We start from the raw sequence: 26,964 nt of genomic DNA on the forward strand, positions 1-26,964 counted from the left end.
AACTCATCACTAGGCAGGTCAAATGCCGGGCGGATCATCAAAAAAGAGGCTGTGACATAAGTCTCCACAAATGAGTCGGCCCAGTGAGAATCTTCGGATTCTCACTGGGCCGACTTTATTCTTTACCATGATTGATTTCAGCGGCTCGTCCGTCGTAAGTCAAAGTGAACTACCCGGCCGTAAACGACTGAGCTTCTGGGAACATTGAGGAGTGTTTAGGCTGTTATGTCGGTATTCCGAGTACCTAACTCACAGAACTCAACTCTTGGGCCGTCTGGGTGGGCGTCTCGTGCAAGATCACCTGCAACGCGTCCTCGGCCACGGTTCCGACCGCCCGGGCATCGTGGGGGTTGCGCGGGCCGGGGAATTCGGCCAGGTTGGTGTGGTCCTTCATGACCACGATGCGGTTGGCCATCCGGGCCGCCTCGGTCACGTCGTGGGTCACCAGAATGGTCGTTAACTGCTGCTGGCGACAAATGGACAGGATCAAGTCCTGCATCTTACGGCGGGTCAGGGCGTCCAGTGCCCCCAGGGGTTCGTCCAACAAGAGGATCTGCGGATGGGACATCAGGGCGCGGGCCAGGGCGACCCGTTGCTTTTGCCCACCGGATAACTGACCGGGATAGGCGTCCGCGTAGTCGCTCAGCTCGACCAACGCTAATAATTGGACGGCCGCCGCCTTCGTTTTCGCATCGGTGCTCTTGAACGACAGGTTTTCTAAGACCGTCATCCAGGGCAACAGGCGGTCCTCCTGAAACATCACCCGAATCACGGGAGCGGCGGCCTCGCGGGACTGGTGGTCAAAGAGGATCTGCCCGCTCGTCGGCTGCTCTAAGTCGGCAATCAGGCGCAGCAGGGTACTTTTCCCCCCACCGCTCATGCCGACCAGTGCGACGAATTCCCCGGGAAAAATGGTGAGGTCGACCCCGGTCAACGCCGTGAGGGTCTGATACCGTTTGGCGACTTGGTGAATCGTGATTTCTGGAACTTGGGTCATGCGGCTTCACTCCTTTTCGTGGTTTGCCAATCGAGTAAGAGGGCCTCGAAGCCCTTGGCGACCAGGTCCGAGACCTTCCCGAGAATGGCGTAGATGACGATACACAGGACCACCGTCTCCATGTCGACGTAATCTTCGGCGTTGGTCGCCATGTACCCGATCCCGGAACTGGCGGAGAGGGTCTCGGCGACGATCAGGGTTGTCCACATCACCCCTAACGCGTAGCGAATCCCCACTAAGATCTGGGGCAACGCGGCCGGAAAGATAATCTTCTTGAACAGGTCGTGACGGGACAGGTTGTAGGAACGGCCCATCTCAAGCAGGTCGGGGTCCACGGAGCGAATCCCGTTTAAGGTGTTGATGTAGACCGGAAACATCGTCCCGATGGCCACCAGCGAGATCTTCGCGGATTCGTTGATGCCCAGCCAGAGAATGATCAGGGGAATCAGGGCGAGGTGGGGAATGTTCCGAATCATCTGGATGGAAGAGTCCAATAAGAGACGGCAGATCCGCGACGTCCCGTTAATGAATCCCAGAAATAACCCCAGGCCGCCCCCGATCAGCAGGCCCACCGTGGCCCGGTAAAGACTGATGCTCAGGTTCTTCGGTAATTCGCCGGATAGGGTCAGGGTCACCCCGTCCTTCACGACGGCCCAGGGAGACGGCAAGACGCTGCTGGATAACCAGCCGAGACTGCTGCCGAGTTGCCAGAGCAGCACGACCGCGACCGGCAACAGAAAGGGTAAGGCGGCCGTTAACGCGGGTCGCTGGCGGTGCGGGCGCGGCACCGCGGGCGTTGAATAAGTCATTGATTTTTGCATGAAAAGCCTCCTAGCCAATAACGCAGTCACACAAGCGGACGATGGTCGTCCGTTTGACTAGTGTTTAGTTTAGAAAACCTGGTGGCCAGAAACTATTGGTTGCGCATAATAATTTGGTAAGAATTTCTTAGAAAGGGACCTAAAAAAGGGCGCCTCACCGCAAGTGGATCCTTCGGTGAAGCGCCCTGATTGGCGTGGCTTTAATTATTGGTATCGTCGTTAGCGTTGGTGTGGTTATTATCCCCAGCGTCCGTGGTCCCGCCGGTCGTGGTGCTCGTCGAGGAGGACGTCGTGGTCGAACTCGACGTGGTCGTGTCATCGTCACCGGTCCCGCCAGTCGGCTTTTGTTCCGTGCTGGAGGATTCCTTCGACGTGCTCGACTCCGTGGTCGTCGACGTGGTGTTCCGTGAGGAGCTGTTGGTCGTGACCTGACCGTTACTGCTGTAAGCCGAAGAGCTCGTCGTGTTCGTCGAGCCGTACTGACTCGTCGCCGTGGTGTCGCTGACGGTGCCCGGATGACCCGTGACGTAGTACTCCGTCTTGCCGTTTTGCCGGGTCTCCGTGACGGTGTCCGGCTTGGTCCAGTCCGAGTTGGTACTCTTCGAGGCCAGGTAGCTCATCTCGTACTTGTAGATCTCCTGGGCAATCGTGGTCTGCGTCTCACTGACGTAATGACCGGTCTGGAACTGCTTGTCATACCCGGTCCAAACGGAAACGGAGTAGTTCTTGGTGTACCCAGTGAACCAGGAGTCCATCGTGGCACCATCCGGCACCTTGTCCGCGTAATCGTCAGGGTAGGAGTCCGTCCCGGTCTTCCCGGCTTGGTACAGTCCGGAAATGGCGGCGGAGCGTCCCGACCCGTTCTCGTTGGTCATGACGTCCTTCATCATGTCGGTCAACATGAACGCCGTGGCGCTGGACATGGCCCGCTTCCCGGTCGACAGGTAATTGTGTGCCTTGCCGTCCTGGGTGACCACCTTCGAGACCAGGTAAGGCTTGTAGTAGGTCCCACCGTTCGCGAAGGCCGCATACGCGGCGGCTTCTTGTTCGGAGGAGATGTACAGCCCAATCCCGTTTTGCAGGGTCAACGTCTTATCGAACGTCATGCCCAGGCCCTTGAGGAACGTGGTGGCCTTACTGATACCAACATTTTGCAGGGTCCGCACGGCCGGAATGTTCCGGGATTCGTACAGCGCCTTGCGCATGGTGATGGTTCCCTGATACTTCCGGTCCCAGTCGTATAACTTCTTCGTGGTGCCGGGGTAGGTGAACTCCGTATCCTTCACGGGTTCGTAGGTCGGGTAGTAGAGGTACTGAATGGCGGGACCGTAGTCCATCAGCGGCTTGGCCGTCGAAGCACTGGAACGGTCGGTCTGCACGGCCCGGTTCAACCCGAAGGTCACGTTACCGGTCTTCCGGCCACCGATCATGGCGACGACCTTCCCGTTATTCGGGTTCACAATGGTCGAACCGACCTGGAACTTATCGGACGGGAAGGAGATGTAGGTACTGCCGTTGACAATATCGTACAGCTTCTTTTGGGCGCCCATGTCCAGGTTGGTGTAGACCTTCAGCCCACCACTGGTGGTGTTATAGCCCTTGGTCTTTAACTCGGCGTACACCTGCTTGAGGTAGGCGTCGACGACCTTGCTGGTCTTGGCACTGATCTGCGTCGAGGTCGTGTGGTCCTTGACCAACCCCGTTTGAACGTTGACGGCTTCGGCTTCCTGGGCCTGCGCGGAGGTGATGACGTTGTTCTTGGCCATCGCCTGCAGGACCAGGTTCCGCCGCTGCGTCGCGTACTTAGGGTAATGGATCGGGTCATAGTTGGTCGGTGATTGCGGCATACCCGCTAACTGGGCGAGCTGGGACAGGTTCAACTGGCTCAGCTTTTTCCCGTAGTAGTACTGGGCCGCCGTTTGCATTCCGTAGACCCCGTTACCCATGTAAACTTTGTTGATGTAATACTCTAGAATCTGGTCCTTCGAGTAGTCGTGGTCGACCTTTAAGGCTAACCAGGCTTCTTGGGCCTTCCGCTTTAACGTCCGGTCAGAAGCCGCCGTCGAGAAGACGGAGAGCTTGACCAGTTGTTGCGTCAGCGTACTCCCACCTTGCATTCCCAGCGAGGAACCGCTGATGTTAGAGAAGGCCGCCCCGATGATCCGGACCGGGTCGATCCCGCTGTTCTTGTAGAAACGGCGGTCTTCGGTCGAGACCACCGCCTTTTTCAGCAGGGCCGGAATCTGGTCGGACTTGACGTAGGTCCGGTTCTGGGCACCCAACCGGGAAATCACTTTCCCGTTCGCGTCGTAGACCCGCGTCGAGGCGTCACTCGAGAGGGCCGACTGCGTTACCTTGGGGGCGCTTTGGGCGTAATAGAAGAAGAGACCCGCACCCGCGAGAATTCCTAAAACGATCACCGCGACGATGACGTAAAGGATGCGGCGAAAGGTTCGCCAGCCGTGGTGCGGTTTTTGCGGCCCCGATTGTCGGTCGGCGTTGCGACTCATGCGGGTTTCCCGCGTATTATTGTTACTAGACATGGTAATCTCCTTTGCAAATTAAATCGTGGCCGCTAGTTCAGTAGCTGGTCCACGGCCTTGAGGTAAGGAATCAAAGGCTGAATCTGGGGGGTGATCAAGACCCCGTGGTCCTGAATCTCATCGTAGGGAATCGATTTACGACCGCCGGCGACCTGAGCGTCCCAAAAGGTGAACAACTCCTGAGCAGGGTAGAGATAGATCTCGTCGTGGGCGACGAACTTGATAATGGCAAAACAGATACCACCCTGAGCGGTGCAGGCCCGTAAATGGTCGATCTGGTGTTGGTGGAAGTTCTTCAACGGAAAGGCCGTTTTATTCCGCGTTTCCTTGGCATCAAAATCCAGATAATGACCCCGATACACACCGTTGTAGTCGGTCGTCGAGGCGGTGCTGAAGTAGGCTTCCTTAATCACCGCAGCACTGCGCTTGGGATAATCGACCTTGACGATGCGAATCGGGGTGGGTTTCTTGTGAACGACCGCAAGACCTTGTGTTTCGTAGTAAACATTACTTTCGTTGAGCGCCTCTTCCAGCGACATACCCCGTTTTCCGTAGTTCGTATACGCACTCGAAAAGTGGGGGTGTTCCTTCGTGGCAGGCGCTCGGTAGGCATGCCCATTGGGATACCGGATGGTCATGGTGCCTCACACTCCTTCGGGCTGGATGGCCCAGTTACAGACATTATACCAAGCTCATCACAAAATAAAAACTCTTAAAGCCACCTCGCCAACCCACTTTCGCGAAAAATGGCGGCTTATCAATTGCCGCTCACGGAATTATTCGGTACACTAAAGGTAGTATTTTCACGGGATGACGGCAGGTCGCGTTTCTCGCACGCGTGCTCGTCGGTGCGGGGACGACCTGCCGTGGCGGTGGGTGTAAAAAAATTATTTTATCCTATTAGAGGAGGGTGATGTGGTGAGTCGTTTATGGCTAACGGGGTACCGGAGCTATGAATTAGGCGTCTTTGGCGATCAGGACCCCAAGCTACTGGTGATCAAGGACACCCTCAAGAAGCTGCTGATCGAAAAAATCGAAAATGGCACCGACTGGCTGATCACCGGGGGTCAGCTGGGCGTCGAGCAGTGGGCCGCCGAGGTCGGATTGGCACTGAAGGCCGATTATCCCGAGCTGCAGGTTGCCATGATGACCCCGTTTGCGGACTTTGGCCATAACTGGAACGAGACCAATCAGGCCAAGTACATGCAGCTGGCCAGTCGGGTGGACTTCCACCAGGCCGTTAGCGCACAACCCTATCATGGCCCCCAACAATTAAGAAACTATCAAGAATTTATGTTAACCCACACGGACGAAGCGGTCTTGGTTTATGATTTAGAAGTACCGGGCAAGCCAAAGTACGACTATCAGGCGATTGACCGGTTTCAGGAGCAGCATCCGTACCCGGTCACGCTGATCGATATGGACTGGCTCCAGGAGAGTGCCAACGAATATCAAGAAAATTTAAATAATAGTTCCCAATTTGATTGAAAACTGGTATTATATTAATTGCCGGTTCGATAAGACAACGAGGTGTAGTAATCAATGGAAAACGTTAATTTTACTCCCAAAGAGATTTTGCAAAAGCAGTTCCGCCAAAAGATGCGGGGCTACGATCCTGACGACGTTGATAGTTTCTTAGACAACGTCATCAAGGATTACGATACTTTTGTTAAAGAAAATCAACGGCTTCAAGAAGAAAACGAACGGTTATTGGCCAAGGTCGATGAACTGACCAAGCAGATCCAAGTCGGTGGCAGTCAGCCACAGGCGGCGTCAACCAATCAACCGTCTTCAAATGTCACCAACATGGACATTTTGAAGCGACTGTCCAACTTGGAACGTCACGTTTTCGGTTCACAACTAGATAATGATCCAAACGAGTCACATCGTTTGTAGAATTATAATGACGGTGTAAATCCTGGGTAATTGCGGTCGGCTTATGTCGGCTGAGGAAAGTCCATTCTCGCACAGGCTGTGATGCCTGTAGTGTTCGTGGTCGGTGAAAAAATAAGCCGGCGGACGTGCTTGCACGTTACGGCGAGGGAAACCAGCTAAGGCTTCGGCTATGCTCGAGTACCTCTGAAAGTGCCACAGTGACGATACGTTTAGGGAAACCTAGGCGGTGGAACGCGGTAAACCCCTCGAGCGGGAAACCCAAACTTTGGTAGGGGAGCTTCACGTAAGGAACCGAACGATGCGTGGGGCAGACAGAGATGTCTGAGATAGATGATTACCGCCACATCATGGTTGCCTGAATCATGGTGCGGTACAAAACATGGCTTACAGGGATTTGCACTTCGTCAGGTGGTGAGGACTTCGGTTCTCACTTTTTTTGTGCCCATTTGGATTGAATCGGTGGCCATTGGCTCCCAGCGCCCATCTTTTCGGTGGGAAAGATAGCCAAGGGCCCCGTTCAATGATAGGATAAACCTAGTGCTCCTCGAAATAGCCAAAAGTTAGGGCTTTGCGAGCATCACCATTAACGGTCAACTCTCATCACTACTTGTTTTGATCACCAGGAGGACAACATGGAAAAATTTCATTTATACGCCGCGACTGCCGCGGGGGTCGAAGCCCTCGCCGGTCGCGAGCTCCGCGATATGGGCTACCAAACGCAGGTCGAAAACGGCCGGGTCCGGTTTGATGGCACTATCGAAGACATCTTAAAAACAAATCTCTGGTTACGCACGGCCGACCGGATTCGGATCATCGTGACCGAGTTCGAAGCCAAGACCTTTGACGAATTGTTCAACGCCACGCAGGCGGTCCCGTGGGATCAGTACCTGCCGATGGACGCCGCCTTTCCGGTCGAGGGACGCTCCCAAAAGTCCCAACTCCACAGTGTGCCCGACGCCCAAGCCATCGTGAAGAAGGCCGTGGCGACGAAGCTGGCCGCCATCTATCACCGGCGGACGCGGTTGCCCGAAACCGGGGCGACCTATCCCTTGGAAGTCATCATCAATAAGAACCACGTCATGCTGACGCTAGATACTACCGGCCCAAGCCTGTTCAAGCGGGGCTACCGGGTCGGCAAGGGGGGCGCGCCCATCAAGGAAAACATGGCCGCCGCTTTGATTGCCCTGACCAGCTGGCACACCGACATGCCGTTCGTCGATCCCGTTTGTGGGTCGGGAACCATTCCCATCGAAGCGGCCATGATTGGCCGCAACCTCGCGCCCGGCTACAACCGGGACTTTCTGTGTGAAAAGTGGGACTGGATCCCCAACGCCCTGAGCCAACAGGTCCGGGACGAGGCCGAGTCTCAGGCGGACTACGACACGCCACTCCAGATCTTCGGGAGCGATATCGATGGCAGTATGATCGCCATCGCCAAGCGCAACGCCGAGGAAGCCGGCCTGTCCCAAGACATCGACTTTAAGCAGCTGGCCGTGCAGGACTTCACCACCGACCTGCATCACGGGGTCATCGTCGCCAACCCGCCTTACGGGGAACGGCTGAGCGACCAGGCCGGCGTCCGGGAACTGTACAAGCAGATGGGGCAGGTCTTTAAGCCCCTGACCGACTGGTCGAAGTACATCTTGACGGCGGACCTGGAGTTCGAACACTTCTACGGGCAAAAGGCCACGAAGAAGCGGAAGCTGTATAACGGGGCGCTGCGGACGGACTACTTCCAGTTCTGGGCCCAACGGCGGCCGCGGACCAAGGCGGCGACGGCCCGTGATTGATCCCGACTGTATCTTTTGCCAAAAAACCGACATCGTGTTGGAAAACGACCTGGCCAAGGCCTTTTGGGACCTGCATCCGGTCCGGGTCGGCCACCTGTTGATCGTGCCAAAGCAGCACTACGCGACCTACTTCGCCGTTCCCCGTGCGACACGGGCGGCGATGGAAGACCTGCTAGATCAGGCCAAAGCCTTCCTCGACCAGAAGTATCAACCGGCGGGGTATAACATCGGCATCAACACCGGCGCGGCGGCGGGACAGACCGTCATGCACGCGCACATTCACCTGATTCCCCGGTACGCCGGGGACGTTAAGGACCCCCGGGGCGGCATTCGCAATATGTTGCCGGCGGCGGTGCGGCGGACGTTCCTGCGCCATTAAGCAGAGACGAAGTCAGCGGGTTCTGCAACGACAACGTTCAGTCAAGTCAAAAGTCTTTAAGGGCCGAGTTCACGCAGGTTTCAAAGCTGACCTCATTGTTTTTGCGTTTTGATGGTTCGCCAGTGTGCGACCTGCTAAGATAAGAATGTCCAGAAGACGGGGCCACCCTCCTAACCAGGGGTGGCCTTTTTTGGTGCCACGAGCCAGCCGCGTAAACCGCCATTTCCGTTCTCGTCGGCGTCATTGATTAACGTATGTTATAAAACTTAACATTTGCTTTACCATTGGCGGCGATGCCCGTCAATGCCCTAGTGAGTGGGTCACTTAGTTCATCAATTAGCGAAATTAACCGCTGACTGGCTCATTTGTTCTGACAATCAGCAAATCTGGTGTTAGAATTTCTAACATAAAGAGCAGAGAGGGCGTTGATTCATGGATTTAGCAAATACGGCATTTGTACTCATTTCAAGCATTCTGGTTCTCTTCATGACCCCCGGATTGGCCTTCTTTTACGGTGGCTTGGTCACCGCGAAGAACGTGGTCAACACCATGCTGTCCGTCTTCATCATGACCGGGGTCGCCATCCTCCTATGGATCGGCCTCGGTTACACCATGGCCTTTTCGGGCGATGTGCTGGGCGTCGTGGGCAACCTGAAGCACGTCTTCATGGCCGGCGTCAATCTCGCCAGTCTGACGCCCACCAAGATTCCGGTGGGGGCTTACGCGTTATTTCAGATGATGTTCGCCATCATCACCCCCGCCTTGTTCGTGGGGGCCATCGTGGGACGAATTCGTTTCAAATTTCTCCTAGCGTTTCTCGCCGCCTGGTCCATCCTGATCTATTACCCGATGGTCCACTTGGTCTGGAGCCCGACCGGCTGGTTAGCGCGGCTCGGGGTCTTGGACTTCGCCGGCGGGACCGTGGTGCACATCAACGCCGGCATCACGGCGCTGGTCCTGTCCGCTTGGCTGGGACGGCGGCTCAAGATCGACAGTGAGCACCACTACAATCTGCCCTGGGTCCTGCTGGGGACCGCCATTCTCTGGATCGGCTGGTACGGCTTCAACGCCGGGAGCGCCCTGGCCGTCAACACCGTCGCCATGCAGGCGGCCATCACCAGTACCGTCGCGACCGGGACCGCCATGGTGGTCTGGATGGTCTTAGACATGCTGACGACGGGGAAACCCACGCTGGTCGGCGTCTGCACCGGGACGCTTTGCGGCTTGGTCGGGATCACCCCGGCGGCCGGGTACGTCACGGTGCTGGGATCCGTGGCGATTGGGGCGCTGGCCACGCTGACCAGCTTTGGGTTCATCCACGTGATCAAACCCCGGTTGGGCGTGGATGATGCCCTGGACGCCTTTGGGTGCCACGGCGTCAGCGGAATCGTCGGGAGTATCCTGACCGGCGTCTTCGCCACCAAGACGGTCAACGCCGCCGTGACCACCAACGGACTGGCCTACGGTGGCGGCTGGCGCCTACTGGGCATCCAGCTGCTGGCGACCGGTTTCACCATCGCCTTCGTGGCTGCCATGGGCTGTCTCATCATCTGGGGCTTGCGGCGCGTCATGCCGATGCGGGTCGACGCGACCGAAGAACAGCTGGGCCTGGACGAAGGGGAACACGGCGAACGGGCCGACTACACGGTGGGCTTGAGTGAGCGCTTGGGCACCTACACGGCCGATCAGGAACGCTACGCCGCCGAGTTCAAGGGTCAACTCGAGCACCTCAACCGGCATTCTTCGTCAACTCCCACGTTGCGCCATTGAAAAGTTAGTCGATTTCCTTAAGTTTCTCCCAGGGGTTTGCGGTCAGGACCAATCCTTGTTATCCTATAAATGTGGTAGGGGCCACACAAGTTTAAATTTCTGGGGGTAATTATATGACGAAAGATGGATTGACGTTAATCGTCCTGGTCGTTCTAAGTGTCTGCCTGTTGAGCTTAGTCCTGATGAAGTCACTGTTATGGGCCGTGGGCTTCCCACTAGCGTTCGCCGCATTAGGCGTGGTCTGCTACGGGGCCGAAGCGCTCATCATGAAGAATAAAAATAATCAGCGTCAAGCGTAAGCCAAAATAAGGGCGGCCAGTGAGCCGTCTTTTTGTTTGCCCTGAGGTTTGCTACAATGAGATTCAAAGGAGTGAATGCCATGCACCAACCACAAGCAATCGAACTAGTCACCATGACGCTGGTCACCGACCCGCAGACGCACCGGGTCCTGGTCGAAGATAAACTGAACGTTCCCTGGAAGGCGGGGCACAGCTTTCCCGGTGGGCACGTCGAGGTTGGCGAAACCGGTCTGAGCGCCGCCATGCGCGAGGTACGCGAAGAGACGGGGATTCAGCTCCATCACGCCGACTTCTGCGGAACCTGTGAATGGTTCGACCACCCCGGTCACCGCCGCAAGCTGGGCCTGCTGTACCGCAGCGATGACTTTAGCGGGACGCCCCGGGATAGTAACGAGGGGCACGTCTATTGGCTGCCCCGGCAGGAATTGACCGTGGAAAACAGCGCGGAGAGCCTCTTTGCCCTGTTGCGGGTCTTCGACCGTCAGGTGCCCGCGGTTTTCAGCGACCAGTGGGATGGCTCACTCCACGCCGATTCCGGCGATCAGGGATAGGAGCTGCTCGCCACACCCCATAGAATATTTTACGGGGGCGGGGGTGTTTTCTATTCTTGAAAGCGTTTACAAATAGGCGTAAACTAAAGGGAAGAGAGAGGGACTGAAGGAGTGATAATCGTGAAATCAACGACTCAAACACAACGCTGGTACGGTTACTTCTTTATGGGACTCAGTGGTGTCGCCGCACTGCTGGCCCTGGCACTGACCATGCCAGTCATGGATCACGCACTATTGTTGACGACGGCGTTAGCGTTACTGGTTTATGGCGTCACTTACCAACCCCGGGTGAGTCGGGGCTGGTGGCGAGTACTTTTAGGTGTGAGTTTGACCGTGATGGCCATCGACCTGATCATGGTCTTGACCTTAGCGGCAGAATTGGTTCCGGCTCTCTTTAGTTTCGCGTTACCGTTCGCCTTCCTGGGCGTCGTACTGGGGTACCTTCACCGGCACGTGCTCACCGCCTGAGGACACGGATTGGGAGACTCCCTTTGTGGGGAGCCTTTTTTGTTGGCAGTTATTTCGCTGATAAGATAAACGCTTGATTAAAAATTGATTAGTTTTTTTATTGCTGTATCATAAAAGGTACTTTAGTCATTGAAGAGGCGATCCGCTGTGAAAAAGTATCTGAATCGACCATTATTCACACTGGCAGTGCTGGCCAGTCTGCTAGCGGGGCTGGAAATGCCCTTTAATACTTTTACCTATTCTTTCTTCTTTTATCTCATCGAAAAGCGGTTGGCGAGCTGGATTGTTCCAGCCATTGTCCTGATTTTAATGGGCTATGCCTTGTTCGCTGGCCTAAAATACTGGCAAACCCGCATCGTTAATCGTAATATTTTTCAAATTAACCTGGCGTTGAAAACACAAGTCGTCCAGCACCGAATGGCCATCAGTTCGTCAATTGGGGACCACGAGACCGACAACGTCTCATTTTTCATGAACGATTTGAAACTGCTGGAAGACAACTACTGGCGTCAAATTTTCAGTCTGTTAGGGGCGGGGACGATGGTGATTGGGACGCTGGGATACGCGTTATACAGCAACGTTTTGGTGACTTTAGTTTTCTTGGCCTTTATGGTGGTACCGACCTTTGCGCCCAAATTATTTAGTCGTTCCATTCAAGTCCGAACACAGCAATGGTCGCAGCAAAATCAGACGCTGTCAGCGACGGTGCATGATTTATTCCATGGTGCGTTGCTGTTAAAGCGGTATACCGTTCTGCACGGATTTGATTCACGACTTAAAAGTTCACTTTCCGGGATGGAGGGGGCCAACGCGCGGTTAAAGAACCAGTTGGCCCTCTCTAACGCAGTCATTGGGTTTCTCTTTATGGTCTTCTCGGATATTCCCATTGGCCTCGGTATTTATCTCACCATCACCGGCCGACTCCAGCTATCGCAATTCGTCGCCATTCAATACTCCTCCAGTTGGATTCTCAACGGGTTCAACCAAATCGTTGCCGGTTGGAACACCATTACTAGTACCAAAGCCATTCGCCAACAGGTGGCACAAGACACGACGACTCCCGCGTTGCCTCAGGCGTCCACGGCAGCTGCTGTGCGAACGGTTGAGTTACAGCACGTGACTTTCGCTTACCAGGACCATCCTATTTTTCAGGACCTATCTCTACAGGTTCACCAGGGAGATAAGGTGCTAATCCGGGGACGGTCTGGAATTGGGAAGTCGACTTTAATCCGCCTCCTGCTTCAGGAGGAGACGCCCACAGCAGGCTGCGCATTGGTCAACGGTCAGGCTTACACGCAGGCCGACGCCGACCAGTGGTTCGGGGTAGTCGGCCAGACACCCGTGGTCTTTCAAGATACCGTTCAACAAAACATCACATTAGGTCAGCCAGCCAGTGTGCAGTCCCTCCAATCCGCACTGGCCATGGCGGGGCTTCCTGAGCTAGCGACCACAGCTTCATTGAACGCTTCGATCAGTGAAGAGGGGACTAACTTCTCAGGGGGGCAACTGAAGCGACTGGAGATTGCCCGTGCCCTATTCTTTAATCGAAAGGTTCTGCTGATCGATGAAGGAACCGCTTCTCTGGATCCGGCGACCGCCCTGGCCATCCACCGCCAAATCCTGGCTAATCCTCAACTAACCGTGATTGAAGTGGATCACCACATTCCGGCCGATATTTTACCCCTTTACACGGCCGTTTATGATCTCCAAGCGGGGCAGCTAACGCCCGCTACTGCTAATTAAGGTTCCAATCCTGTTATCGCCATAATGACGAGGGATCCGGCCAAATGGTCGGATCCCTCGTTGACATTAAGGGGCTTTTCTTGACGATGCAGAGAATTTATGGTTTAATGGTTTAAAATCTTAAACTAATCAAAGGAAGTCCTTTTCATGAAAAAAGTACTCGTCGTCCTGACCAACGTGACCCGTTACGCCAACACCAACGATGCGACTGGTTTATGGCTGGGGGAGGCCACCGAGTTCGTTGATGAACTGACCCAAGCCGGCTTGGCCGTGGATTACGTCAGTCCCAAGGGAGGCTTCGTGCCCCTGGACCCGCGGAGCATGTCCTACACCGACGCCAACAGCCTGGCCATCTATGAGAGCGCGACCTTCCAGCGTAAGGCCCTGACCCAGTCACTGCGGCCGGACCAGATTGTTCCCACCGACTACCAGGCTATTTACTACACCGGGGGCCACGGGGTCATGTGGGACTTTCCCCATAACCAGGCGCTGCAAGACCTGACGCGGCAGATCTACGACCAAGGCGGATTCGTGGCCTCGGTCTGCCACGGCATCGCGGGTCTGCTCAACGTGCGCGACGACCAGGGCAACTACCTGATCGCCGGCAAGACCGTTACCGGCTTCACCCAGGCCGAAGAGATCCTCGCCGGTAAACGGCGGGTCGTCCCGTTTTTGAATCAGAAAGTCGCAGAAGCCCACGGGGCCACTTTCCGGAAGAAGCGGGCCTACAAATCCTTCGCTGTCCGGGACCACCAACTGATCACCGGACAGAATCCCTTCTCGGCCCGTGCTGTGGGGAAGTTGCTGGTTCAGGGAATCAACGAAAGCGGCCACTAGGGTCGGGGGACCCTTAACGAAAATTGGGGCAGCCCGCGGGGGAGCACCAGCCGATCACTCACCCAATATTTGCCAATTTCCACTTAAAAAGACTCGTCCATGACCTTAATGGTCCGGATGAGTCTTTTTAAGGTTATTACGCAAACGCCGTGACCAGAATATCCCAGGTCATGTGCAGGATGATCCCCGGCCACAGGGACTTGCTCTTGGCGTAAAGCCAGCCGAAGAGGGCCCCGAGGACGGCGACCGAGACCAGGTTGCTGATCCAGGCGGTGGGGCTCATCGCCGGAACGGTGGTCAGGTAGCGGGGAATGTGCATCGCCGCAAAGGCAACCGCCTGGAGCGTATTGGCCCGCGTGAAGGAGACGCGCTTCAGTAACGCGTTCAGGAAGTACCCGCGGAACATGAATTCCTCGGTCACGCCGACGACAATGAAGTACCGGCCCCAATACTGGGGGACGAAGGTCCGTGAAAATCTGAGGCCGTGATGACTCAGGTAGAATTGCACCAGCAGGTACAGCACCACGACGAGCCAGATCCAGTACCCCGCCCGAAACGACCAGTTGGGTCGCCACTGGTCGGCCGGGGTGATGGCGAGGGACCGGGAGTCGGCCTGGCGAATGAACCACCAGGCACCGCCGCACCAGACCAGTAATTTAACGGCGTCCAGGGTCAATTCCTGGGGCCACCCGTACAGGTGATGCTCAACGGGAACGTTAATGACGACCTGGACCGCCAACCAGAGACACCAGAAGCAGATAAATTGAAAGATTAATCGTTTTCGTGAAATCGTGTTTGCCATGAATCAGTCTCTTTTCTTGTTTAATTTCGACCTAAATTCATTGTAAGCCTTCACCGTTAGTTCGGCTGTAAAAAAAGTGTAAAGCTCACGGTAAATCAGTTGATGTTATCACTGTTTACATATCATGTATACAGTGATAACATATGATGTAAACTCCTGTAACATCAGGACTCACCCGAAAGGAGCCAGGACCCATGACCAAACCATATCATCGTGAAAATCTTGCTGCCGCCATTCGGCAACGGGCGCGGCAGGTGCTTGAACAGCAGGGGGCGGCCGACCTATCACTGCGCCAATTGGCCAAGTTCTTAGACGTCACGCCGGCCGCCATCTACCGTCACTACCCCGACAAGGCCAGCTTACTCGCCACCTTACGAACGGAGATCTTAGCCGAGGTGACGGCGGCGCTCCACCAGGGGGTCCTGGAGTCTCCCGACGCCCAGGCCATGGTGACCCGGATGGTGACGAACCTGCTCGCATACGCTCAGGCGCATCCCCAGGCCATCGCGTTCGCCCTGACCGGCGACTGGCCGGTCCCGCAAAGTCTCCAGACGGTTTTGGCCCTGTTGCTGACGCAGGACCACGCCAACGGCGACCCCCAAGCAGCGGGGCAAGCCGTGTGGACGTTTCTCCTCGGGGTCCTGTGCCGGCCCCAAGCCCAGCTGACGGTCGATTGGGTGGTCAGCCAGATCAAAAAATTATTAAATTTATCCTCATATAATGGGCAGCATAAAAACCTCAACCTTTTCTAAAGTTCCGCACAAAACACTTTACTTTCAAAAAGTAAGTGATAAACTAAATTCAACGCTTAACCAAGCGAATCACTACCTAGTCAGACTAAAAGAGAGGTTATCTAACTTATGAAAACGCAATTAATCGATTTAGCAACCCAACGTCGCAGCATTTACGCCTTAGGCCGGAACGTCAGTGCTTCCCAAGAAGACATCACCCAGCTGATTGAGGACGCCATCAAGCAGAACCCGACGCCGTTCAACAACCAAACGACCCGCGCCGTGATCTTATTCGGGGCTTCCCACGAAAAGCTCTGGGACATCGTCATCGACCGTTTGAAGCAGGAGGTGCCCGACGAAGCCGCCTTTGCGAAGACGACCGCCAAGATCAACGCCTTCAAGGCCGCCTTTGGGACGGTGCTTTACTTCACCGAGACTAAGACTGTGAAGGCGTTCGAGGACAACTTCCCACTCTACGCGGACAACTTCCAAGACTGGTCCGAACAAGCCCAGGGGGGTGCCCAATTCGCCGTATGGACGGCCTTAGCTGAAAACGGCTTAGGGGCCAACCTGCAACACTACAACCCACTGATCGACGACCAAGTTCGGGCCGCCTTCAACCTACCAGCTAGCTGGAAGCTGCGGGCGCAGATGGACTTCGGTTCCATCGAATCCCCAGCCGGCGACAAGGACTTCATGGCCGACAGTGACCGTTTCTTAGTCTTTAAGTAATCTTTAGACCACGCCAAAATCCCCAGGATCGTTACGTCAACGGTCCTGGGGATTTTTTTGCGCGGTCAATAATGGTCGCCATGTGAGAACTTATGCTAGAATGAAAACGAGATCACTTAAGGGGGTCAGAGTCAGATGGAAAAACGCATTGCAATTATTGGCGGCGGCATCGTCGGGGCCACCGCAGCCTATTACCTCAGTACCTTACCCGGCAGTCAGAATCTCAAGGTGACCCTGTTCGACGACGGGATCGGTCAGGCCACCGCGGCGGCCGCGGGCATCATCTCACCCTGGTTATCGAAGCGGCGGAACCAACGCTGGTACCGCTTGGCCAAGGACGGGGCGGACCTGTACCCACAACTGATCCACGATGCCCAGATTGGCACCGACGTTTATCAGCAGACCGGGACCATCGTCACCCGTGAGGCCCAGCCCGACTTGGAGATCCTCCACGACCTGGCCGTCGACCGGCAAAAGACCGCGGCGGGGATGGGGCAAATCACGGTCCTCTCCGCACAGGACGTGCAACGACACGTGCCACTCCTGACGGCGCCGCAACCGGGCATCCTGATCAGTGGCGGGGCCCGCGTCGACGGGGCCGCACTGGTCCACGCCTTACTGGCCAGTGCGCAGGACAAGAACCTGACGATTCGGCGCGAACGGGTCACGTTGACCGCCGACGAAGCCGTGCACACGTCGCTGGGGGACCGGAAGTTCGACCGCATCATCGTGGCCGCCGGTGCCTGGCTCAAGGACCTGTTAGCGCCCCTCGACGTGATCGCTCAGGTACGGCCGCAAAAGGGGCAGCTGATCGAATTAGCCGTGAAGGATTATCCGCTTCAGGAGAACCTGCCCGTGGTCATGCCCGAGGGCGAACGCGACTTCATCCCGTTTGGCCACGGTAAGCTGATCGTGGGGGCGACCCACGAGGACGACAAGGGCTTCGACCTGCAAGCCGAGGCGGCCGTGACCGCCGATCTGCTCGCCAGTGCCCAGCGGCTGGTTGCCGGCGTGACCGCCGACGACATCACCGCCGTGCGGGTGGGCACCCGGGCCTACACGGACGACTTCGCGCCCTTCTTCGGACCGTTGCCGGACCACGAACGCTTACTGGTCGCCTCCGGGTTAGGGTCTTCCGGCTTGACTACCGGACCTCAGATCGGTCGGTTATTGGCTGGCTCGGCTTTGTACGGGGGCACCCCGGACTGGAGCGAATACGAGTTACCGTTAAAGACCTACTTGACGTCGGCTTCGCGGGCGTGAAGGGCCTGATTCGCCAGGGTGTGGGCCCCCTGATTCTGTTTTTCGGGGACCCACTCGGTCAGGACCAGCTGGAAGGCGCTTTGTACGCTGAGCAAGCGGTCGACCTCGGCCTGATAGTGTTTCGCGTAGTGCTTGGCGAGACTCTGACTGACGATTTGACTGTCGGTGTGGAACAGCACGGTCGTTTCACCCGCGGCGGCCCCCAGCTGGTCGCGTAACCGCGTCAACGCGATGGTCGCAATCTCAAATTCAGCGGTATGATTGTTAGTGGCGGTCAACGCCACTTTTTCTTGAGTTTGTTGATGGTCGTGAATCAACAGGATGCCACCCGCGCTCAGCCCGCTTTCGGGTTGCGTCGCCGCATCCGTGTATAAAGAGAACAAAAAAATCACTCCAATATGTGAGGTGTTGTCACTCATGATAACCCAGGAACGTCGTTTTTTATACCAGCCCAACCCAATTAGCAGCATTATTATCTGGAGTTGGACCCTCATGGTGCTGTTGATGGGGGCCATCTTCTGGCTGGAAGTGACCCACTTTAACTGGATCACCTTGGCCTTTTTCGGGGCCTTCGCCGTCCTGTGCTGGGTCGAGATTCATTTTCGCAACATCACCATGGCCAACCAGGTCCTGACCGTCAGCACGGTCCTGAACCACCGGCACCTGGTGATCCCGCTGCACCAAGTCAGCAACGTCAGCCTGGCCCATCACCGGCTGGGCATCGTGGCGCAGGGGAAGATCTACCAATTTTTACTGCCTAAAAACTCGGCGATTGAACTGGCCAACCTGGTTCAAGCCGCCATTACCGCTAACGAAACGAAGGAGTAATGTGGATTGAGTACAGACATCGAGATTTCCCAAGCAACCCCCTTAGAACCCATTGAAAAAATTGCCGCCAAGGTCGGCTTGACCCCCGACCAGATCGAACCTTACGGCCATACCAAGGCCAAGATTACCTTGCCGCTGAAGCAACACCACCAGCTTGGCAAATTGATTTTAGTCACGTCGATCAACCCCACCCCTGCCGGTGAGGGGAAGTCGACCGTCCTGATTGGCCTGGGCGACGGTCTGAACCGCTTGGGACACAAGACCGTGCTGGCCTTACGGGAACCCTCCCTGGGACCCGTCATGGGCCTCAAGGGGGGCGCGACCGGGGGCGGACACGCCCAAGTCGTTCCCATGGAAGACATCAACCTGCACTTCACGGGGGACATGCACGCACTGACCGAGGCCCACGACACCCTGGCGGCGCTGATCGATAACCACATCCAGCAGGGGAACGCCCTGCACCTTGATCCCCGCCAGATCGTCTGGAAGCGGGTGCTCGACATTAACGACCGGGCCCTGCGGCAGACGGTCATTGGCCTGGGCGGCCGGACCTCCGGGGTGCCGCGCCAGGACGGTTTCGACATCACCGTTGCCAGCGAACTCATGGCCGTGTTATGCCTGAGTGAGGACCTGACCGACCTGAAACGCCGGGTCAACCGTATCCTGATCGGGTACAATACCGACAAGCAACCCGTGACCGTGGCCGATTTGAAAGTCGGCGGGGCAATCACGCTGTTATTAAAGGACGCCATCAAGCCGAACCTGGTCCAAACGCTCGAGCACAACCCCGCTATCATCCACGGGGGCCCGTTCGCCAACATCGCCCACGGGTGTAACTCGGTCTTGGCGACCCAGACCGCGCTGCAACTCGGCGATTACGCCGTCACGGAAGCCGGCTTCGGGGCCGACCTGGGCGGTGAGAAGTTCATGGACATCAAGACGCCGGTCTTGGGGAAGACCCCGGACGCCGTGGTCTTGGTCGCCACGGTTCGCGCGTTGAAGTACAACGGCGGCGTCAAGCGCGCCGACCTAGAGACCGAGAACCTGGACGCCCTCAAGACCGGGAGCGCCAACCTGGTACGCCACATCCACAGCATGCAGCAGTACGGCGTGCCGGTGGTCGTAGCCATCAACCGGTTCACCAGTGATACCGACGCCGAGGTGGCCACGTTGACCAAAATCGTGGAAGACCTGGGCGTTGCCGTCGCCACCACGACCGAATGGGCCGATGGCGGGGCGGGGGCCGAAGCCTTGGCGGCGAAGGTCGTCACGGCGGCGAACCAGCCCAGCACCTTCCGGCCGTTGGTGCCGGCGGGAGCCGACATCATGACCCAGATGACCGCAATCACCCAAAAGATTTACGGTGGGGCGCGCGTCGAACTGTCCGGTAAGGCCCAGCGGCAACTCAAGAAGTTTGCCGAGCGCGGCTGGGACAAGCTTCCCGTCTGCATGGCCAAGACCCAGTATTCCTTGACCGACGACGCCCACCAGTTGGGCGCTCCTAAGGACTTCACGATTCACGTACGCGAGTTCTCCCCACGGTTGGGTGCCGGGTTCGTGGTCGCGCTGACCGGCAACGTCTTGACCATGCCGGGTCTGCCGAAGCATCCCGCAGCGCTCGATATGGATATCGACGAGAACGGCACGATCACGGGCTTGTTCTAACGTCTGCGTGGGGCCAGGGACCCTTCTAAAATATAAAATGACTAAAACCGGCAGGTAGTTCTCAAATCGAGAATTATCTGCCGGTTTTGCTACCACCCACGTGGTGATTCGACCTTATTCGCCTTCAGCCATCCCCACAATAAAGAGGAGTCCGTCACCGAACGATACTGGAGAAAATGGTGAATGGACCGTTTGAATTGGTCACTAAATCCAATCTTAGAGGAGATGTGGAAGCATCGACCATTTTCACTGATTTCAACGAGCACGATGCGTCGTTATCTTAATCAAAAGGGACTCGCCAGAAAAATGTCGGCGAGTCCCTTTTGAGATTGTGAAGGTTTAAATGCCGCTAAACTGGGAACGTTCGGCTAGTCAAACGTGACCACGGGTTTCAAGACGGAGCCGTCCTTCGAAGCCGCAAATCCCGCGTTGATGTCGTCGAACGCGAAGAACTTGATCAGCTTGTCGAACGGGAAGCGTCCCTGCCGGTAATAGGTCACCAATTGCGGGATGAACAACTGCGGAATCGCGTCTCCCTCGACCACGCCGGCCAAACTCTTGGCTTCCGCCAGCAGGTCGTCCATCAGGTTAAACGTGATGTCGCCCCCGATACCGACCGCGACGCACTGCCCACCCGGCTTCAAGGCGTGGACCGCGCTCTTGACCACCGGGGCGACCCCCGTCGTGTCGATCGTGTAGTCGGCGCCTGCCGGCAAGATGGCCTGCAGCGCCGTGGCGAGGTCGGTCGTCTTGCTATTGATGGTTTCCGTGGCGCCCAACTCGTGGGCCAGGGCCAAGCGGTTATCGAAGATGTCGACGGCCACGATATGGTCCACTCCGGCGATCTTTGCCGCCATCATGGCCGCTAAGCCCACGGTCCCGGTCCCAAAGACGACCAGGGATTCGCCAAACTGCGGCTTCAGGTAGTTCAAGACCGTCCCGGCTCCGGTCTGAACGCCACAGCCCAATGGTGCCAGCATTTTTAGGTCAAGATCCTTAGGCACCTTTACGACCCCGTGCTGGTCCACGACCGTATACGTAGAGAAGGACGACTGCCCGAAGAACGTTGAGAGCGGCTGGCCGTCCGGCAGGTGCAACCGGTGGCTCCCGTCGTAGTTGTGCCCGCCAAAGTTGAGGTCGTTGAATCGGGTACACAGCCCGGGATGACCGGACAAGCAGTTCGCACAGTGACCGCAGTAGGAAAATGACAGGACCACGTGGTCGCCGGGGACCAGTCCCACGACGCTGTCACCCACCCGTTCCACGATCCCGGCACCTTCGTGTCCCAGCGCGACGGGAAGTGGGGTGGTCGCGCCATCCCGCCCGGCGACGTCGGTGTGACAGATGCCAGTGGCCACCATCTTCACCAGCACTTCATTGGCTTGTGGGGCGTCTAGTTCGGCAGCGGTGATTTTGAGCTGGTCACTTTGACCGTCGGCATAGGCCGTTTTGATCTTCATAAGAATCGTCCTCCTTGAATTGTCGTTTCTTTCACAAAATCTAGTGTAACAGCTTCGCTTTCCGGTGTATTCTGCTAAAATGGGACCAGACCCGAACTAAAAGTTCGGCTAGGAGGGGACATCCATGGATCAAAAACAATTGACGTTGTTCATCGAGACCGCCCAACTGGGAAGCTTTCAGCAGGCGGCTCTAAAGAACCTGCTGTCACAACGGGCGGTCTCGAAACGGCTCCGCGCGCTCGAGGACGAGGTGGGGACCCCGTTATTCGACCGGCAACGCAATCAGGTCGTCCTGACCCCGGCCGGGCAACACTTTCTCACCCGGGCACAAGAGATTTTGGAAACCATGCACGCCGCCAGCACCGAGGCGCAACGGTTGGGGACCCACCACGCCCAGCGCTTGGCCGTGGGGTACTTTTCCCCCTTCGACGGGGCCCTCCTGCGGCCGGCACTCAGCCGTCTGACGCCGCATTACGCTTTGACCATCGAGGAGAAGGGCATGGAGCACCTCATCTCGGACGTCTTACTAGGGCACCTCGACTGTGCCGTCATCCTGCACCACCTCCCATTAGATGGCCCCCTTGATCAGGTCAATCTGGCCAGTGAGACCATCTTCCAGGGCCACACCACCATGGGCATCAGCGCCGCCTTAGCCGGGGAGGGCCCCACGCTGGCACCCCAGTTGCTGACCCAACTACCGGTCATCTATTACATCAGCGAGCCCTCGACCTACCTGGAGACCGGATTTCGGCACAGCGTCGCCCCGGTCGTCGACCACCTGACGATCCACCGGGTACCCTCGTTCGAGCAACTCCAGTTATTGGTCGGTCTGGGGCAGGGGGTGTCCTTCTATCCGGAGGAGCTCCTATCCGCCGTGGTCAATCCGCACGCCGGCATCGTTTACCGGCGGCTGGCAGGCATCGATACCGCCAACGAGACGTTCCAGCTGATCTACCGCAAGGACCGTCACCATCCCGGTGTGCGGGCCCTGTTACGCGCACTACGTCAGCCGGCCAATGGTCGCTGACCCAACCAACGACACCGAGTCCACGGCCTGGCCACCGTCGTGGGGCTAGGCTAAGGGTGAGGAGGGACCTACCATGTCTGAATTTTCTCGAACCTTTCAGCAGACCGCTACCGACCAGTTGGCCCGGGACCTCCTGGGGGTCACGCTGTGCTACCAAACACCGCGCGGACGCGTCAGCGGGTGGATCGTCGAGGACGAGGCCTACTTGGGGGTGAACGACCCGGCGTCGTTTGCCTATCACGGGCATCAGGATCGGCGTAACCTGCCCCTGTATCAGGCCGGCGGCACCATCTACCTATATAAGCTTTACGGACGCTACGTCCTCGACGTGGTGACCCAACCCGTGGGCAATCCGCAGGCCATCTTGTTCCGGGCGCTCGAACCGGCTCAGGGCCAAGACCTGATGGCCGACAACCGGCCCATCAACGGGCGCCAACTGACCAATGGCCCGGCCAAACTGGTTGAGGCCCTGGGGATTTCCGGGGCACAGTTGACCGGTCACGCCTTTGACCAGGGACCCCTGCGCCTCGACTGGCACCACCGACGCCATCCCCGGCAGATCGTCACTGCCACGCGTCGAGGGGCTCAGGCCGCAACGCCCTCAGCATTCAGCCAGCAGCGCTTCTACGTCGCCGGCAACCCGTACGTGTCTACGATCCATGTGCGGGAGATTGACCACGACCGGCACGGGTGGCGGTAACACGATAACCTAATTACCAATCAAAAAAACGCAACGTCATCCCGTTTTCACGAGACGGCGTTGCGTTTTAAGGTTTTTATTCCGGGTTCCCATCCTTACGGGCCTGATGGTAGTCCCACAGGGTCTGACAGATCTGTAAGAAGTCTGCCCGGTCCAGGTCGTGCCCGTCTTGGTGCTCCATCAGAGCCAAGGCGGCAATGATCATCGCACTCGGGGTCTGGCCCGGCGCCATGTTGGAGTCGACGTGGGTCTCTCCGTCGGCACCCGCGTAGATGCGGATGTAGGTCTGAGCGTCGTCGTTCGGTGTTGCCATGCTGGAATGCCTCCTCGTTTTGACGTTACCGTCCATTATACCAGTTCCGGCAGGAAGCACCCGGCAGAACGGCCTCCCGAGGGACGGTTTTTCGGGGAAATCCGCCGTCAGACCGCGCAGTTAGCGATTTTTCTGGTATACTTTTAGCCAATGACTTAATAGAAAAGGGGTTACGAACCGCTATGCTGATTGCCGATTCACTTCTCATCATCGTGCTGGTCGTCATCGACCAGCTCATCAAGCACGCCGTCGTGGCCAACATTGCCTTAGGGGGCCAGCATCCCGTCATCAACGGGGTCTTCTCACTGACCCACCTTCAAAATGACGGGGCCGCCTGGAGTATCCTCGAGGGCCAGATGTGGCTCTTCACGGTCATCACCATCGTGGCGCTGGGCGTCATGGGCGTCTTCTTCTGGCGCTACCGCCACCACCGCGAACAGTGGGTCGAGGAACTGGGGTTGGCGTTCATGTTGGCCGGCACCATCGGCAACTTCATCGACCGGGCCCTTCAGGGGTACGTCATCGACATGTTCCAGCTCGACTTCGTCAACTTTCCCATCTTCAACTTCGCGGATAGTTGTCTGACGGTCGGCGTGATTTTGATTATGATCGGCGTTTACTTGACCGATCGACGGGAGGCACACCATGCAGGTTAAAGAATTTACGGTCGATCAGAAGTTACGACTCGACAAGCTGGTCGCGGTCATGGAGCCGGAGATCTCCCGGTCCCAGGCCAAGACGGCCATCGAAAACGGCGCCATCACCGTGGACGGCGCCACGGTCCGGCCCAAGGACGTGGCCGCCATTGGGGCCACGGTCCACATCGCCTTACCGGACCCCGAGCCGATCGACCTGACGCCGGAAGACATCCCCCTAGACATCGTTTACGAAGACGACGACGTCCTGGTGGTAAATAAGCCGCAGGGGATGGTGGTCCATCCGGCACCGGGGCACCCGAACCACACCCTGGTCAACGCGCTGCTGTACCACAGCCCGCTCTCGACCATCAACGGGCAATTACGGCCCGGGATCGTCCACCGCATCGATAAGGACACCTCGGGACTCTTGATGGTGGCCAAGAACGACCACGCGCACCACAGCCTGTCCGAACAGCTTCAGGCCAAGACCAACCTCCGCGAATACGTGGCCATCGTCCACGGTAATTTCAAGGAAGACGAGGGGGTCATTCGCGCACCCCTCGGCCGATCACCCAAGGACCGCAAGAAGCAGGCGGTCGTCGCCGATGGGCGGCCCGCCGTGACCCATTTTCGGGTCCTCGAGCGCTACGGCAACTATTCACTGATCGCCTGTCGGTTAGAGACCGGGCGGACCCACCAGATTCGGGTCCACCTGGCCTACATCGGGCATCCCGTCGCGGGTGACCCGTTGTACGGGCCCAAGAAGACGCTGAAGGGCCACGGTCAGTTCCTCCACGCCCGCGAATTAGGGTTCAAGCAACCGACCACGGGCGAGCAGCTCGACTTCACGGCGCCGGTGCCACCGTTGTTCGCGGAAACCGTGGATAAACTGCGAAAACAAGCCGGTTTGCCGGTTGACAAAGCAATCTAGATTTTTTATGCTAAACGTAATAATCAAACGGGTTTGCCGGTAGTCAGGCGGGCGGATTTCTTCACCATTTTGCCGAAGAAATCCGCCCGTTTCGACCATCCCCAACTCAAAACTTCGAGGAGGAAATTAACATGCCAAAGGTAGTTGTCGACGCAATGGCGATGCAACGGGCCCTGACCCGGATCACGTATGAAATCATTGAACGAAACAAAGGGGTCGACGATCTCGTCATCTTGGGAATCAAGACGCGCGGGGTCTACTTGGCGCAGCGCATCGCGAGTCGCTTGCAACAACTGGAAAACGTGACGGTGCCGGTGGGGGCCCTTGACGTCACCCCGTACCGCGATGACATCGACCACGATTCCCAAGCCGCCGAACCGGAAGTCTCCGCGGCCGACATCGACTTTAGCGTGGCCGGCAAGAAGGTCATCCTGGTGGACGATGTCCTGTACACCGGACGGACGATTCGCGCGGCGATGAGTGCCATCATGGCCCTCGGCCGGCCCAAGAGCATCAACCTGGCCGTCTTAGTCGACCGGGGCCACCGGGAGTTACCGATCCGTGCGGACTTCGTTGGCAAGAACATCCCTAGTTCGCAACGGGAAAAGATCAAGGTCTCCGTCACGGAGATCGACGACCGGGACGCGGTCGAGATCATCAAGGCGTCCGCCAACCAAGCGAACTAATAAAGGGGCCGATTTTGCATGGCAAAACGTTATTTGATTCTAGAAGACGGCTCGGCCTACCCCGGTGAAGGGTTCGGTGCCGGCGCCACCACCAGTGGTGAAGTCATCTTTAATTTAAACTTACTGGGCTACCAAGAAACGATTACCGATCAAATCTACCACAACCAGATCATCGTCTTCGCCCAGCCCGCAATTGGCAACGTTGGCATCAACCACGATAGTTACGAATCGATCCTGCCCACGGCCAAGGGCATGGTGGTCCGGGATCTGACCAACATCTCGACGAACCGGCTCTCCAAGCTGTCCCTCGACGAGTTTTTGCGCCAGCACAACATTCCGGGCATCAGCGGGATCGACACGCGCCACCTGATCCGGAAGCTCCGGACCGCGGGCCCCATCAAGGGGAGCATCGTCGACGTGGCCGACGCGCACGCGTTCGACCAACTGAACGCCACGGTGCTGACCAACCGGCAGGTCGACCAGGTCGCCACGCCCAAGCCGTATCCCAACCCGGATACCGGTAAAAACGTGGTGGTCATCGACTTTGGCCTCAAACACGGGATCTTGCGGCAACTGTCCGAGCGCCGGTGCAACGTCACGGTCCTGCCGTGGACGGCCAGTGCCCAGGACGTCTTGAACCTGGATCCCGACGGCGTGTTACTGTCGACGGGACCGGGCTCACCCCTGGATCTGGGGGCGGGCGTGCTCGACATGATCCGCGAGGTCCAAGCCGAGATCCCGTTGTTTGCGATCGGGCTGGGCCACGAGCTCTTCGCCCTGGCTAACGGGGCCGAGCTCACGGCGCTGCCGGTCGAGTATCACGGGAGCAGTCACCCGATTCGCCGGATCATCACCAACGACGTGATTTATGCGACCCAGGGACAGGGCTACGCGGTCACCGCGAAGTCCATCGACCGGGATCGGCTGATCACCACCTACGTGGATCTGATCAACGGAACGGTCCAGGGACTGCGCCACCGGGACTTCCCGGCCTTTTCCGTGCAGTTCTTTGCGGACGGCGCCCCGGGTCCCCACGAAAGCCGCGATTTATTCGATGAATTTATGGAAGCGATGACGTCACGGGAGGGATAAGA

The 26,964-nt window shown here is 57.3% G+C and carries 29 protein-coding genes and 1 other RNA gene; 22 read left to right on the plus strand and 8 right to left on the minus strand.

Going from position 1 to position 26,964, the window contains the following annotated elements; translation table 11 throughout:
- Positions 1-244: 244 nt before the first annotated feature.
- The 4 genes from FD37_RS02990 to recU all read right to left on the minus strand — a co-directional run bounded on the left by FD37_RS02990 (position 245) and on the right by recU (position 4,999).
- On the minus strand, positions 245-997 hold the full coding sequence (locus FD37_RS02990; protein WP_056963345.1) for an ABC transporter ATP-binding protein: 753 nt from the start codon (positions 995-997) through the stop codon (positions 245-247).
- Complete coding sequence (locus tag FD37_RS02995; RefSeq protein WP_082077997.1) at positions 994-1,818, minus strand: ABC transporter permease subunit; 825 nt, start codon at positions 1,816-1,818, stop codon at positions 994-996. Before FD37_RS02995 ends, FD37_RS02990 begins: the two co-directional genes overlap by 4 nt.
- A gap of 200 nt (positions 1,819-2,018) precedes the next feature.
- The gene (locus tag FD37_RS03000) at positions 2,019-4,361 is read right to left on the minus strand and encodes a transglycosylase domain-containing protein (RefSeq protein ID WP_045806571.1); all 2,343 of its coding nucleotides are present in this window, start codon (positions 4,359-4,361) and stop codon (positions 2,019-2,021) included.
- A gap of 32 nt (positions 4,362-4,393) precedes the next feature.
- Complete coding sequence (gene recU, locus FD37_RS03005; RefSeq protein WP_045806570.1) at positions 4,394-4,999, minus strand: Holliday junction resolvase RecU; 606 nt, start codon at positions 4,997-4,999, stop codon at positions 4,394-4,396.
- A 280-nt stretch (positions 5,000-5,279) separates the two neighbouring features.
- Between recU and FD37_RS03010 the strand changes: the two genes are divergently transcribed.
- The 11 genes from FD37_RS03010 to FD37_RS03055 all read left to right on the plus strand — a co-directional run bounded on the left by FD37_RS03010 (position 5,280) and on the right by FD37_RS03055 (position 14,094).
- Positions 5,280-5,849: an SLOG family protein gene (locus tag FD37_RS03010; RefSeq protein ID WP_056963347.1), complete on the plus strand. Its 570-nt coding sequence runs from the start codon at positions 5,280-5,282 to the stop codon at positions 5,847-5,849.
- A gap of 54 nt (positions 5,850-5,903) precedes the next feature.
- Positions 5,904-6,257 (plus strand): cell division regulator GpsB, encoded by a 354-nt coding sequence (gene gpsB, locus FD37_RS03015; RefSeq protein ID WP_045806568.1) that lies wholly within the window; start codon positions 5,904-5,906, stop codon positions 6,255-6,257.
- 18 nt (positions 6,258-6,275) lie between these two features.
- Positions 6,276-6,649, plus strand: an RNA gene (gene rnpB / locus FD37_RS12555) — RNase P RNA component class B.
- Positions 6,650-6,889: 240 nt separating this feature from the next.
- On the plus strand, positions 6,890-8,047 hold the full coding sequence (locus FD37_RS03020; protein ID WP_045806567.1) for a THUMP domain-containing class I SAM-dependent RNA methyltransferase: 1,158 nt from the start codon (positions 6,890-6,892) through the stop codon (positions 8,045-8,047).
- A complete protein-coding gene (locus FD37_RS03025) occupies positions 8,040-8,426 on the plus strand; it encodes an HIT family protein (RefSeq protein ID WP_056963349.1) in 387 nt (128 codons plus the stop codon). The genes FD37_RS03020 and FD37_RS03025 overlap by 8 nt, the downstream gene beginning before the upstream one ends.
- Positions 8,427-8,858: 432 nt before the next feature.
- Positions 8,859-10,196 (plus strand): ammonium transporter, encoded by a 1,338-nt coding sequence (locus tag FD37_RS03030; protein WP_056963351.1) that lies wholly within the window; start codon positions 8,859-8,861, stop codon positions 10,194-10,196.
- Positions 10,197-10,309: 113 nt separating this feature from the next.
- Entirely contained in the window at positions 10,310-10,495 is a 186-nt protein-coding gene (locus FD37_RS03035) for a hypothetical protein (RefSeq protein ID WP_045806564.1), read from the plus strand.
- An 80-nt stretch (positions 10,496-10,575) separates the two neighbouring features.
- Complete coding sequence (locus tag FD37_RS03040; RefSeq protein ID WP_056963353.1) at positions 10,576-11,046, plus strand: 8-oxo-dGTP diphosphatase; 471 nt, start codon at positions 10,576-10,578, stop codon at positions 11,044-11,046.
- A 120-nt stretch (positions 11,047-11,166) separates the two neighbouring features.
- Positions 11,167-11,514, plus strand: coding sequence for a hypothetical protein (locus tag FD37_RS03045; protein WP_045806562.1), 348 nt, complete (start codon positions 11,167-11,169; stop codon positions 11,512-11,514).
- Between the two features lie 147 nt (positions 11,515-11,661).
- Positions 11,662-13,257, plus strand: a complete 1,596-nt coding sequence (locus FD37_RS03050) for an ATP-binding cassette domain-containing protein (protein WP_056963355.1) — start codon at positions 11,662-11,664, stop codon at positions 13,255-13,257.
- A gap of 147 nt (positions 13,258-13,404) precedes the next feature.
- Positions 13,405-14,094, plus strand: a complete 690-nt coding sequence (locus tag FD37_RS03055; RefSeq protein ID WP_056963357.1) for a type 1 glutamine amidotransferase domain-containing protein — start codon at positions 13,405-13,407, stop codon at positions 14,092-14,094.
- 136 nt (positions 14,095-14,230) lie between these two features.
- Here the strand turns inward: FD37_RS03055 and FD37_RS03060 are convergent, their stop codons facing one another.
- Positions 14,231-14,896, minus strand: coding sequence for a CPBP family intramembrane glutamic endopeptidase (locus FD37_RS03060; protein ID WP_056963359.1), 666 nt, complete (start codon positions 14,894-14,896; stop codon positions 14,231-14,233).
- A 194-nt stretch (positions 14,897-15,090) separates the two neighbouring features.
- Here FD37_RS03060 and FD37_RS03065 point away from each other — a divergent pair, with 194 nt between their 5' ends.
- From FD37_RS03065 to FD37_RS03075, 3 genes are all read left to right on the plus strand, one after another.
- Entirely contained in the window at positions 15,091-15,648 is a 558-nt protein-coding gene (locus tag FD37_RS03065) for a TetR/AcrR family transcriptional regulator (RefSeq protein WP_056963362.1), read from the plus strand.
- Between the two features lie 108 nt (positions 15,649-15,756).
- Entirely contained in the window at positions 15,757-16,359 is a 603-nt protein-coding gene (locus FD37_RS03070; protein ID WP_045806558.1) for a nitroreductase family protein, read from the plus strand.
- 135 nt (positions 16,360-16,494) lie between these two features.
- Positions 16,495-17,622 carry an NAD(P)/FAD-dependent oxidoreductase gene (locus FD37_RS03075; protein ID WP_056963364.1) on the plus strand — a complete coding sequence of 376 codons (1,128 nt, stop codon included), beginning with the start codon at positions 16,495-16,497 and terminating at the stop codon, positions 17,620-17,622.
- On the opposite strand, the gene FD37_RS03080 is transcribed toward FD37_RS03075, so the two are convergent.
- Positions 17,595-18,005 (minus strand): ribonuclease HI family protein, encoded by a 411-nt coding sequence (locus FD37_RS03080; protein WP_056963366.1) that lies wholly within the window; start codon positions 18,003-18,005, stop codon positions 17,595-17,597. The two genes, FD37_RS03075 and FD37_RS03080, sit on opposite strands and share 28 nt — an antisense overlap.
- A 34-nt stretch (positions 18,006-18,039) precedes the next feature.
- Here FD37_RS03080 and FD37_RS03085 point away from each other — a divergent pair, with 34 nt between their 5' ends.
- Positions 18,040-18,450 (plus strand): EbsA family protein, encoded by a 411-nt coding sequence (locus FD37_RS03085; RefSeq protein WP_045806555.1) that lies wholly within the window; start codon positions 18,040-18,042, stop codon positions 18,448-18,450.
- A 6-nt stretch (positions 18,451-18,456) separates the two neighbouring features.
- The gene (locus FD37_RS03090) at positions 18,457-20,115 is read left to right on the plus strand and encodes a formate--tetrahydrofolate ligase (protein WP_056963369.1); all 1,659 of its coding nucleotides are present in this window, start codon (positions 18,457-18,459) and stop codon (positions 20,113-20,115) included.
- Between the two features lie 368 nt (positions 20,116-20,483).
- Here FD37_RS03090 and FD37_RS03095 read toward each other — a convergent pair whose 3' ends face one another.
- The gene (locus tag FD37_RS03095) at positions 20,484-21,575 is read right to left on the minus strand and encodes an NAD(P)-dependent alcohol dehydrogenase (protein ID WP_056963371.1); all 1,092 of its coding nucleotides are present in this window, start codon (positions 21,573-21,575) and stop codon (positions 20,484-20,486) included.
- Positions 21,576-21,699: 124 nt separating this feature from the next.
- Between FD37_RS03095 and FD37_RS03100 the strand changes: the two genes are divergently transcribed.
- Together FD37_RS03100 and FD37_RS03105 are read left to right on the plus strand one after the other, a co-directional pair.
- On the plus strand, positions 21,700-22,602 hold the full coding sequence (locus FD37_RS03100) for a LysR family transcriptional regulator (RefSeq protein WP_056963373.1): 903 nt from the start codon (positions 21,700-21,702) through the stop codon (positions 22,600-22,602).
- A gap of 73 nt (positions 22,603-22,675) precedes the next feature.
- Positions 22,676-23,302, plus strand: a complete 627-nt coding sequence (locus FD37_RS03105) for a DNA-3-methyladenine glycosylase (protein WP_056963375.1) — start codon at positions 22,676-22,678, stop codon at positions 23,300-23,302.
- Between the two features lie 76 nt (positions 23,303-23,378).
- Here FD37_RS03105 and FD37_RS03110 read toward each other — a convergent pair whose 3' ends face one another.
- Positions 23,379-23,615: a hypothetical protein gene (locus FD37_RS03110; RefSeq protein ID WP_045806550.1), complete on the minus strand. Its 237-nt coding sequence runs from the start codon at positions 23,613-23,615 to the stop codon at positions 23,379-23,381.
- Positions 23,616-23,797: 182 nt separating this feature from the next.
- Here FD37_RS03110 and lspA point away from each other — a divergent pair, with 182 nt between their 5' ends.
- From lspA to FD37_RS03130, 4 genes are all read left to right on the plus strand, one after another.
- On the plus strand, positions 23,798-24,271 hold the full coding sequence (lspA, locus tag FD37_RS03115; RefSeq protein ID WP_082077995.1) for a signal peptidase II: 474 nt from the start codon (positions 23,798-23,800) through the stop codon (positions 24,269-24,271).
- Entirely contained in the window at positions 24,261-25,184 is a 924-nt protein-coding gene (locus tag FD37_RS03120; protein ID WP_045806549.1) for an RluA family pseudouridine synthase, read from the plus strand. Before lspA ends, FD37_RS03120 begins: the two co-directional genes overlap by 11 nt.
- 131 nt (positions 25,185-25,315) lie before the next feature.
- Positions 25,316-25,870 (plus strand): bifunctional pyr operon transcriptional regulator/uracil phosphoribosyltransferase PyrR, encoded by a 555-nt coding sequence (pyrR, locus tag FD37_RS03125; RefSeq protein WP_045806548.1) that lies wholly within the window; start codon positions 25,316-25,318, stop codon positions 25,868-25,870.
- A gap of 18 nt (positions 25,871-25,888) precedes the next feature.
- Entirely contained in the window at positions 25,889-26,962 is a 1,074-nt protein-coding gene (locus FD37_RS03130) for a carbamoyl phosphate synthase small subunit (RefSeq protein WP_045806547.1), read from the plus strand.
- Positions 26,963-26,964 lie beyond the last annotated feature (2 nt).

The sequence above is a fragment of the Levilactobacillus spicheri DSM 15429 genome (assembly GCF_001435095.1).
GTDB lineage: Bacteria > Bacillota > Bacilli > Lactobacillales > Lactobacillaceae > Levilactobacillus > Levilactobacillus spicheri.

What these genes read in the sequence shown, in the direction of transcription:
- FD37_RS03020 (WP_045806567.1), top strand. Translation starts at nt 6,890, where the DNA reads ATGGAAAAATTTCATTTATACGCCGCGACTGCCGCGGGGGTCGAAGCC.
- FD37_RS03065 (WP_056963362.1), top strand. Translation starts at nt 15,091, where the DNA reads ATGACCAAACCATATCATCGTGAAAATCTTGCTGCCGCCATTCGGCAA.
- FD37_RS03035 (WP_045806564.1), top strand. Translation starts at nt 10,310, where the DNA reads ATGACGAAAGATGGATTGACGTTAATCGTCCTGGTCGTTCTAAGTGTC.
- FD37_RS03030 (WP_056963351.1), top strand. Translation starts at nt 8,859, where the DNA reads ATGGATTTAGCAAATACGGCATTTGTACTCATTTCAAGCATTCTGGTT.
- FD37_RS03130 (WP_045806547.1), top strand. Translation starts at nt 25,889, where the DNA reads ATGGCAAAACGTTATTTGATTCTAGAAGACGGCTCGGCCTACCCCGGT.
- FD37_RS03040 (WP_056963353.1), top strand. Translation starts at nt 10,576, where the DNA reads ATGCACCAACCACAAGCAATCGAACTAGTCACCATGACGCTGGTCACC.
- FD37_RS03100 (WP_056963373.1), top strand. Translation starts at nt 21,700, where the DNA reads ATGGATCAAAAACAATTGACGTTGTTCATCGAGACCGCCCAACTGGGA.
- FD37_RS03000 (WP_045806571.1), bottom strand. Translation starts at nt 4,361, where the DNA reads ATGTCTAGTAACAATAATACGCGGGAAACCCGCATGAGTCGCAACGCC.
- recU (WP_045806570.1), bottom strand. Translation starts at nt 4,999, where the DNA reads ATGACCATCCGGTATCCCAATGGGCATGCCTACCGAGCGCCTGCCACG.
- FD37_RS03120 (WP_045806549.1), top strand. Translation starts at nt 24,261, where the DNA reads ATGCAGGTTAAAGAATTTACGGTCGATCAGAAGTTACGACTCGACAAG.
- FD37_RS03105 (WP_056963375.1), top strand. Translation starts at nt 22,676, where the DNA reads ATGTCTGAATTTTCTCGAACCTTTCAGCAGACCGCTACCGACCAGTTG.
- gpsB (WP_045806568.1), top strand. Translation starts at nt 5,904, where the DNA reads ATGGAAAACGTTAATTTTACTCCCAAAGAGATTTTGCAAAAGCAGTTC.
- FD37_RS02990 (WP_056963345.1), bottom strand. Translation starts at nt 997, where the DNA reads ATGACCCAAGTTCCAGAAATCACGATTCACCAAGTCGCCAAACGGTAT.
- FD37_RS03055 (WP_056963357.1), top strand. Translation starts at nt 13,405, where the DNA reads ATGAAAAAAGTACTCGTCGTCCTGACCAACGTGACCCGTTACGCCAAC.
- FD37_RS03085 (WP_045806555.1), top strand. Translation starts at nt 18,040, where the DNA reads ATGATAACCCAGGAACGTCGTTTTTTATACCAGCCCAACCCAATTAGC.
- FD37_RS03110 (WP_045806550.1), bottom strand. Translation starts at nt 23,615, where the DNA reads ATGGCAACACCGAACGACGACGCTCAGACCTACATCCGCATCTACGCG.
- FD37_RS03095 (WP_056963371.1), bottom strand. Translation starts at nt 21,575, where the DNA reads ATGAAGATCAAAACGGCCTATGCCGACGGTCAAAGTGACCAGCTCAAA.
- pyrR (WP_045806548.1), top strand. Translation starts at nt 25,316, where the DNA reads ATGCCAAAGGTAGTTGTCGACGCAATGGCGATGCAACGGGCCCTGACC.
- FD37_RS03060 (WP_056963359.1), bottom strand. Translation starts at nt 14,896, where the DNA reads ATGGCAAACACGATTTCACGAAAACGATTAATCTTTCAATTTATCTGC.
- FD37_RS03070 (WP_045806558.1), top strand. Translation starts at nt 15,757, where the DNA reads ATGAAAACGCAATTAATCGATTTAGCAACCCAACGTCGCAGCATTTAC.
- lspA (WP_082077995.1), top strand. Translation starts at nt 23,798, where the DNA reads ATGCTGATTGCCGATTCACTTCTCATCATCGTGCTGGTCGTCATCGAC.
- FD37_RS03075 (WP_056963364.1), top strand. Translation starts at nt 16,495, where the DNA reads ATGGAAAAACGCATTGCAATTATTGGCGGCGGCATCGTCGGGGCCACC.
- FD37_RS02995 (WP_082077997.1), bottom strand. Translation starts at nt 1,818, where the DNA reads ATGCAAAAATCAATGACTTATTCAACGCCCGCGGTGCCGCGCCCGCAC.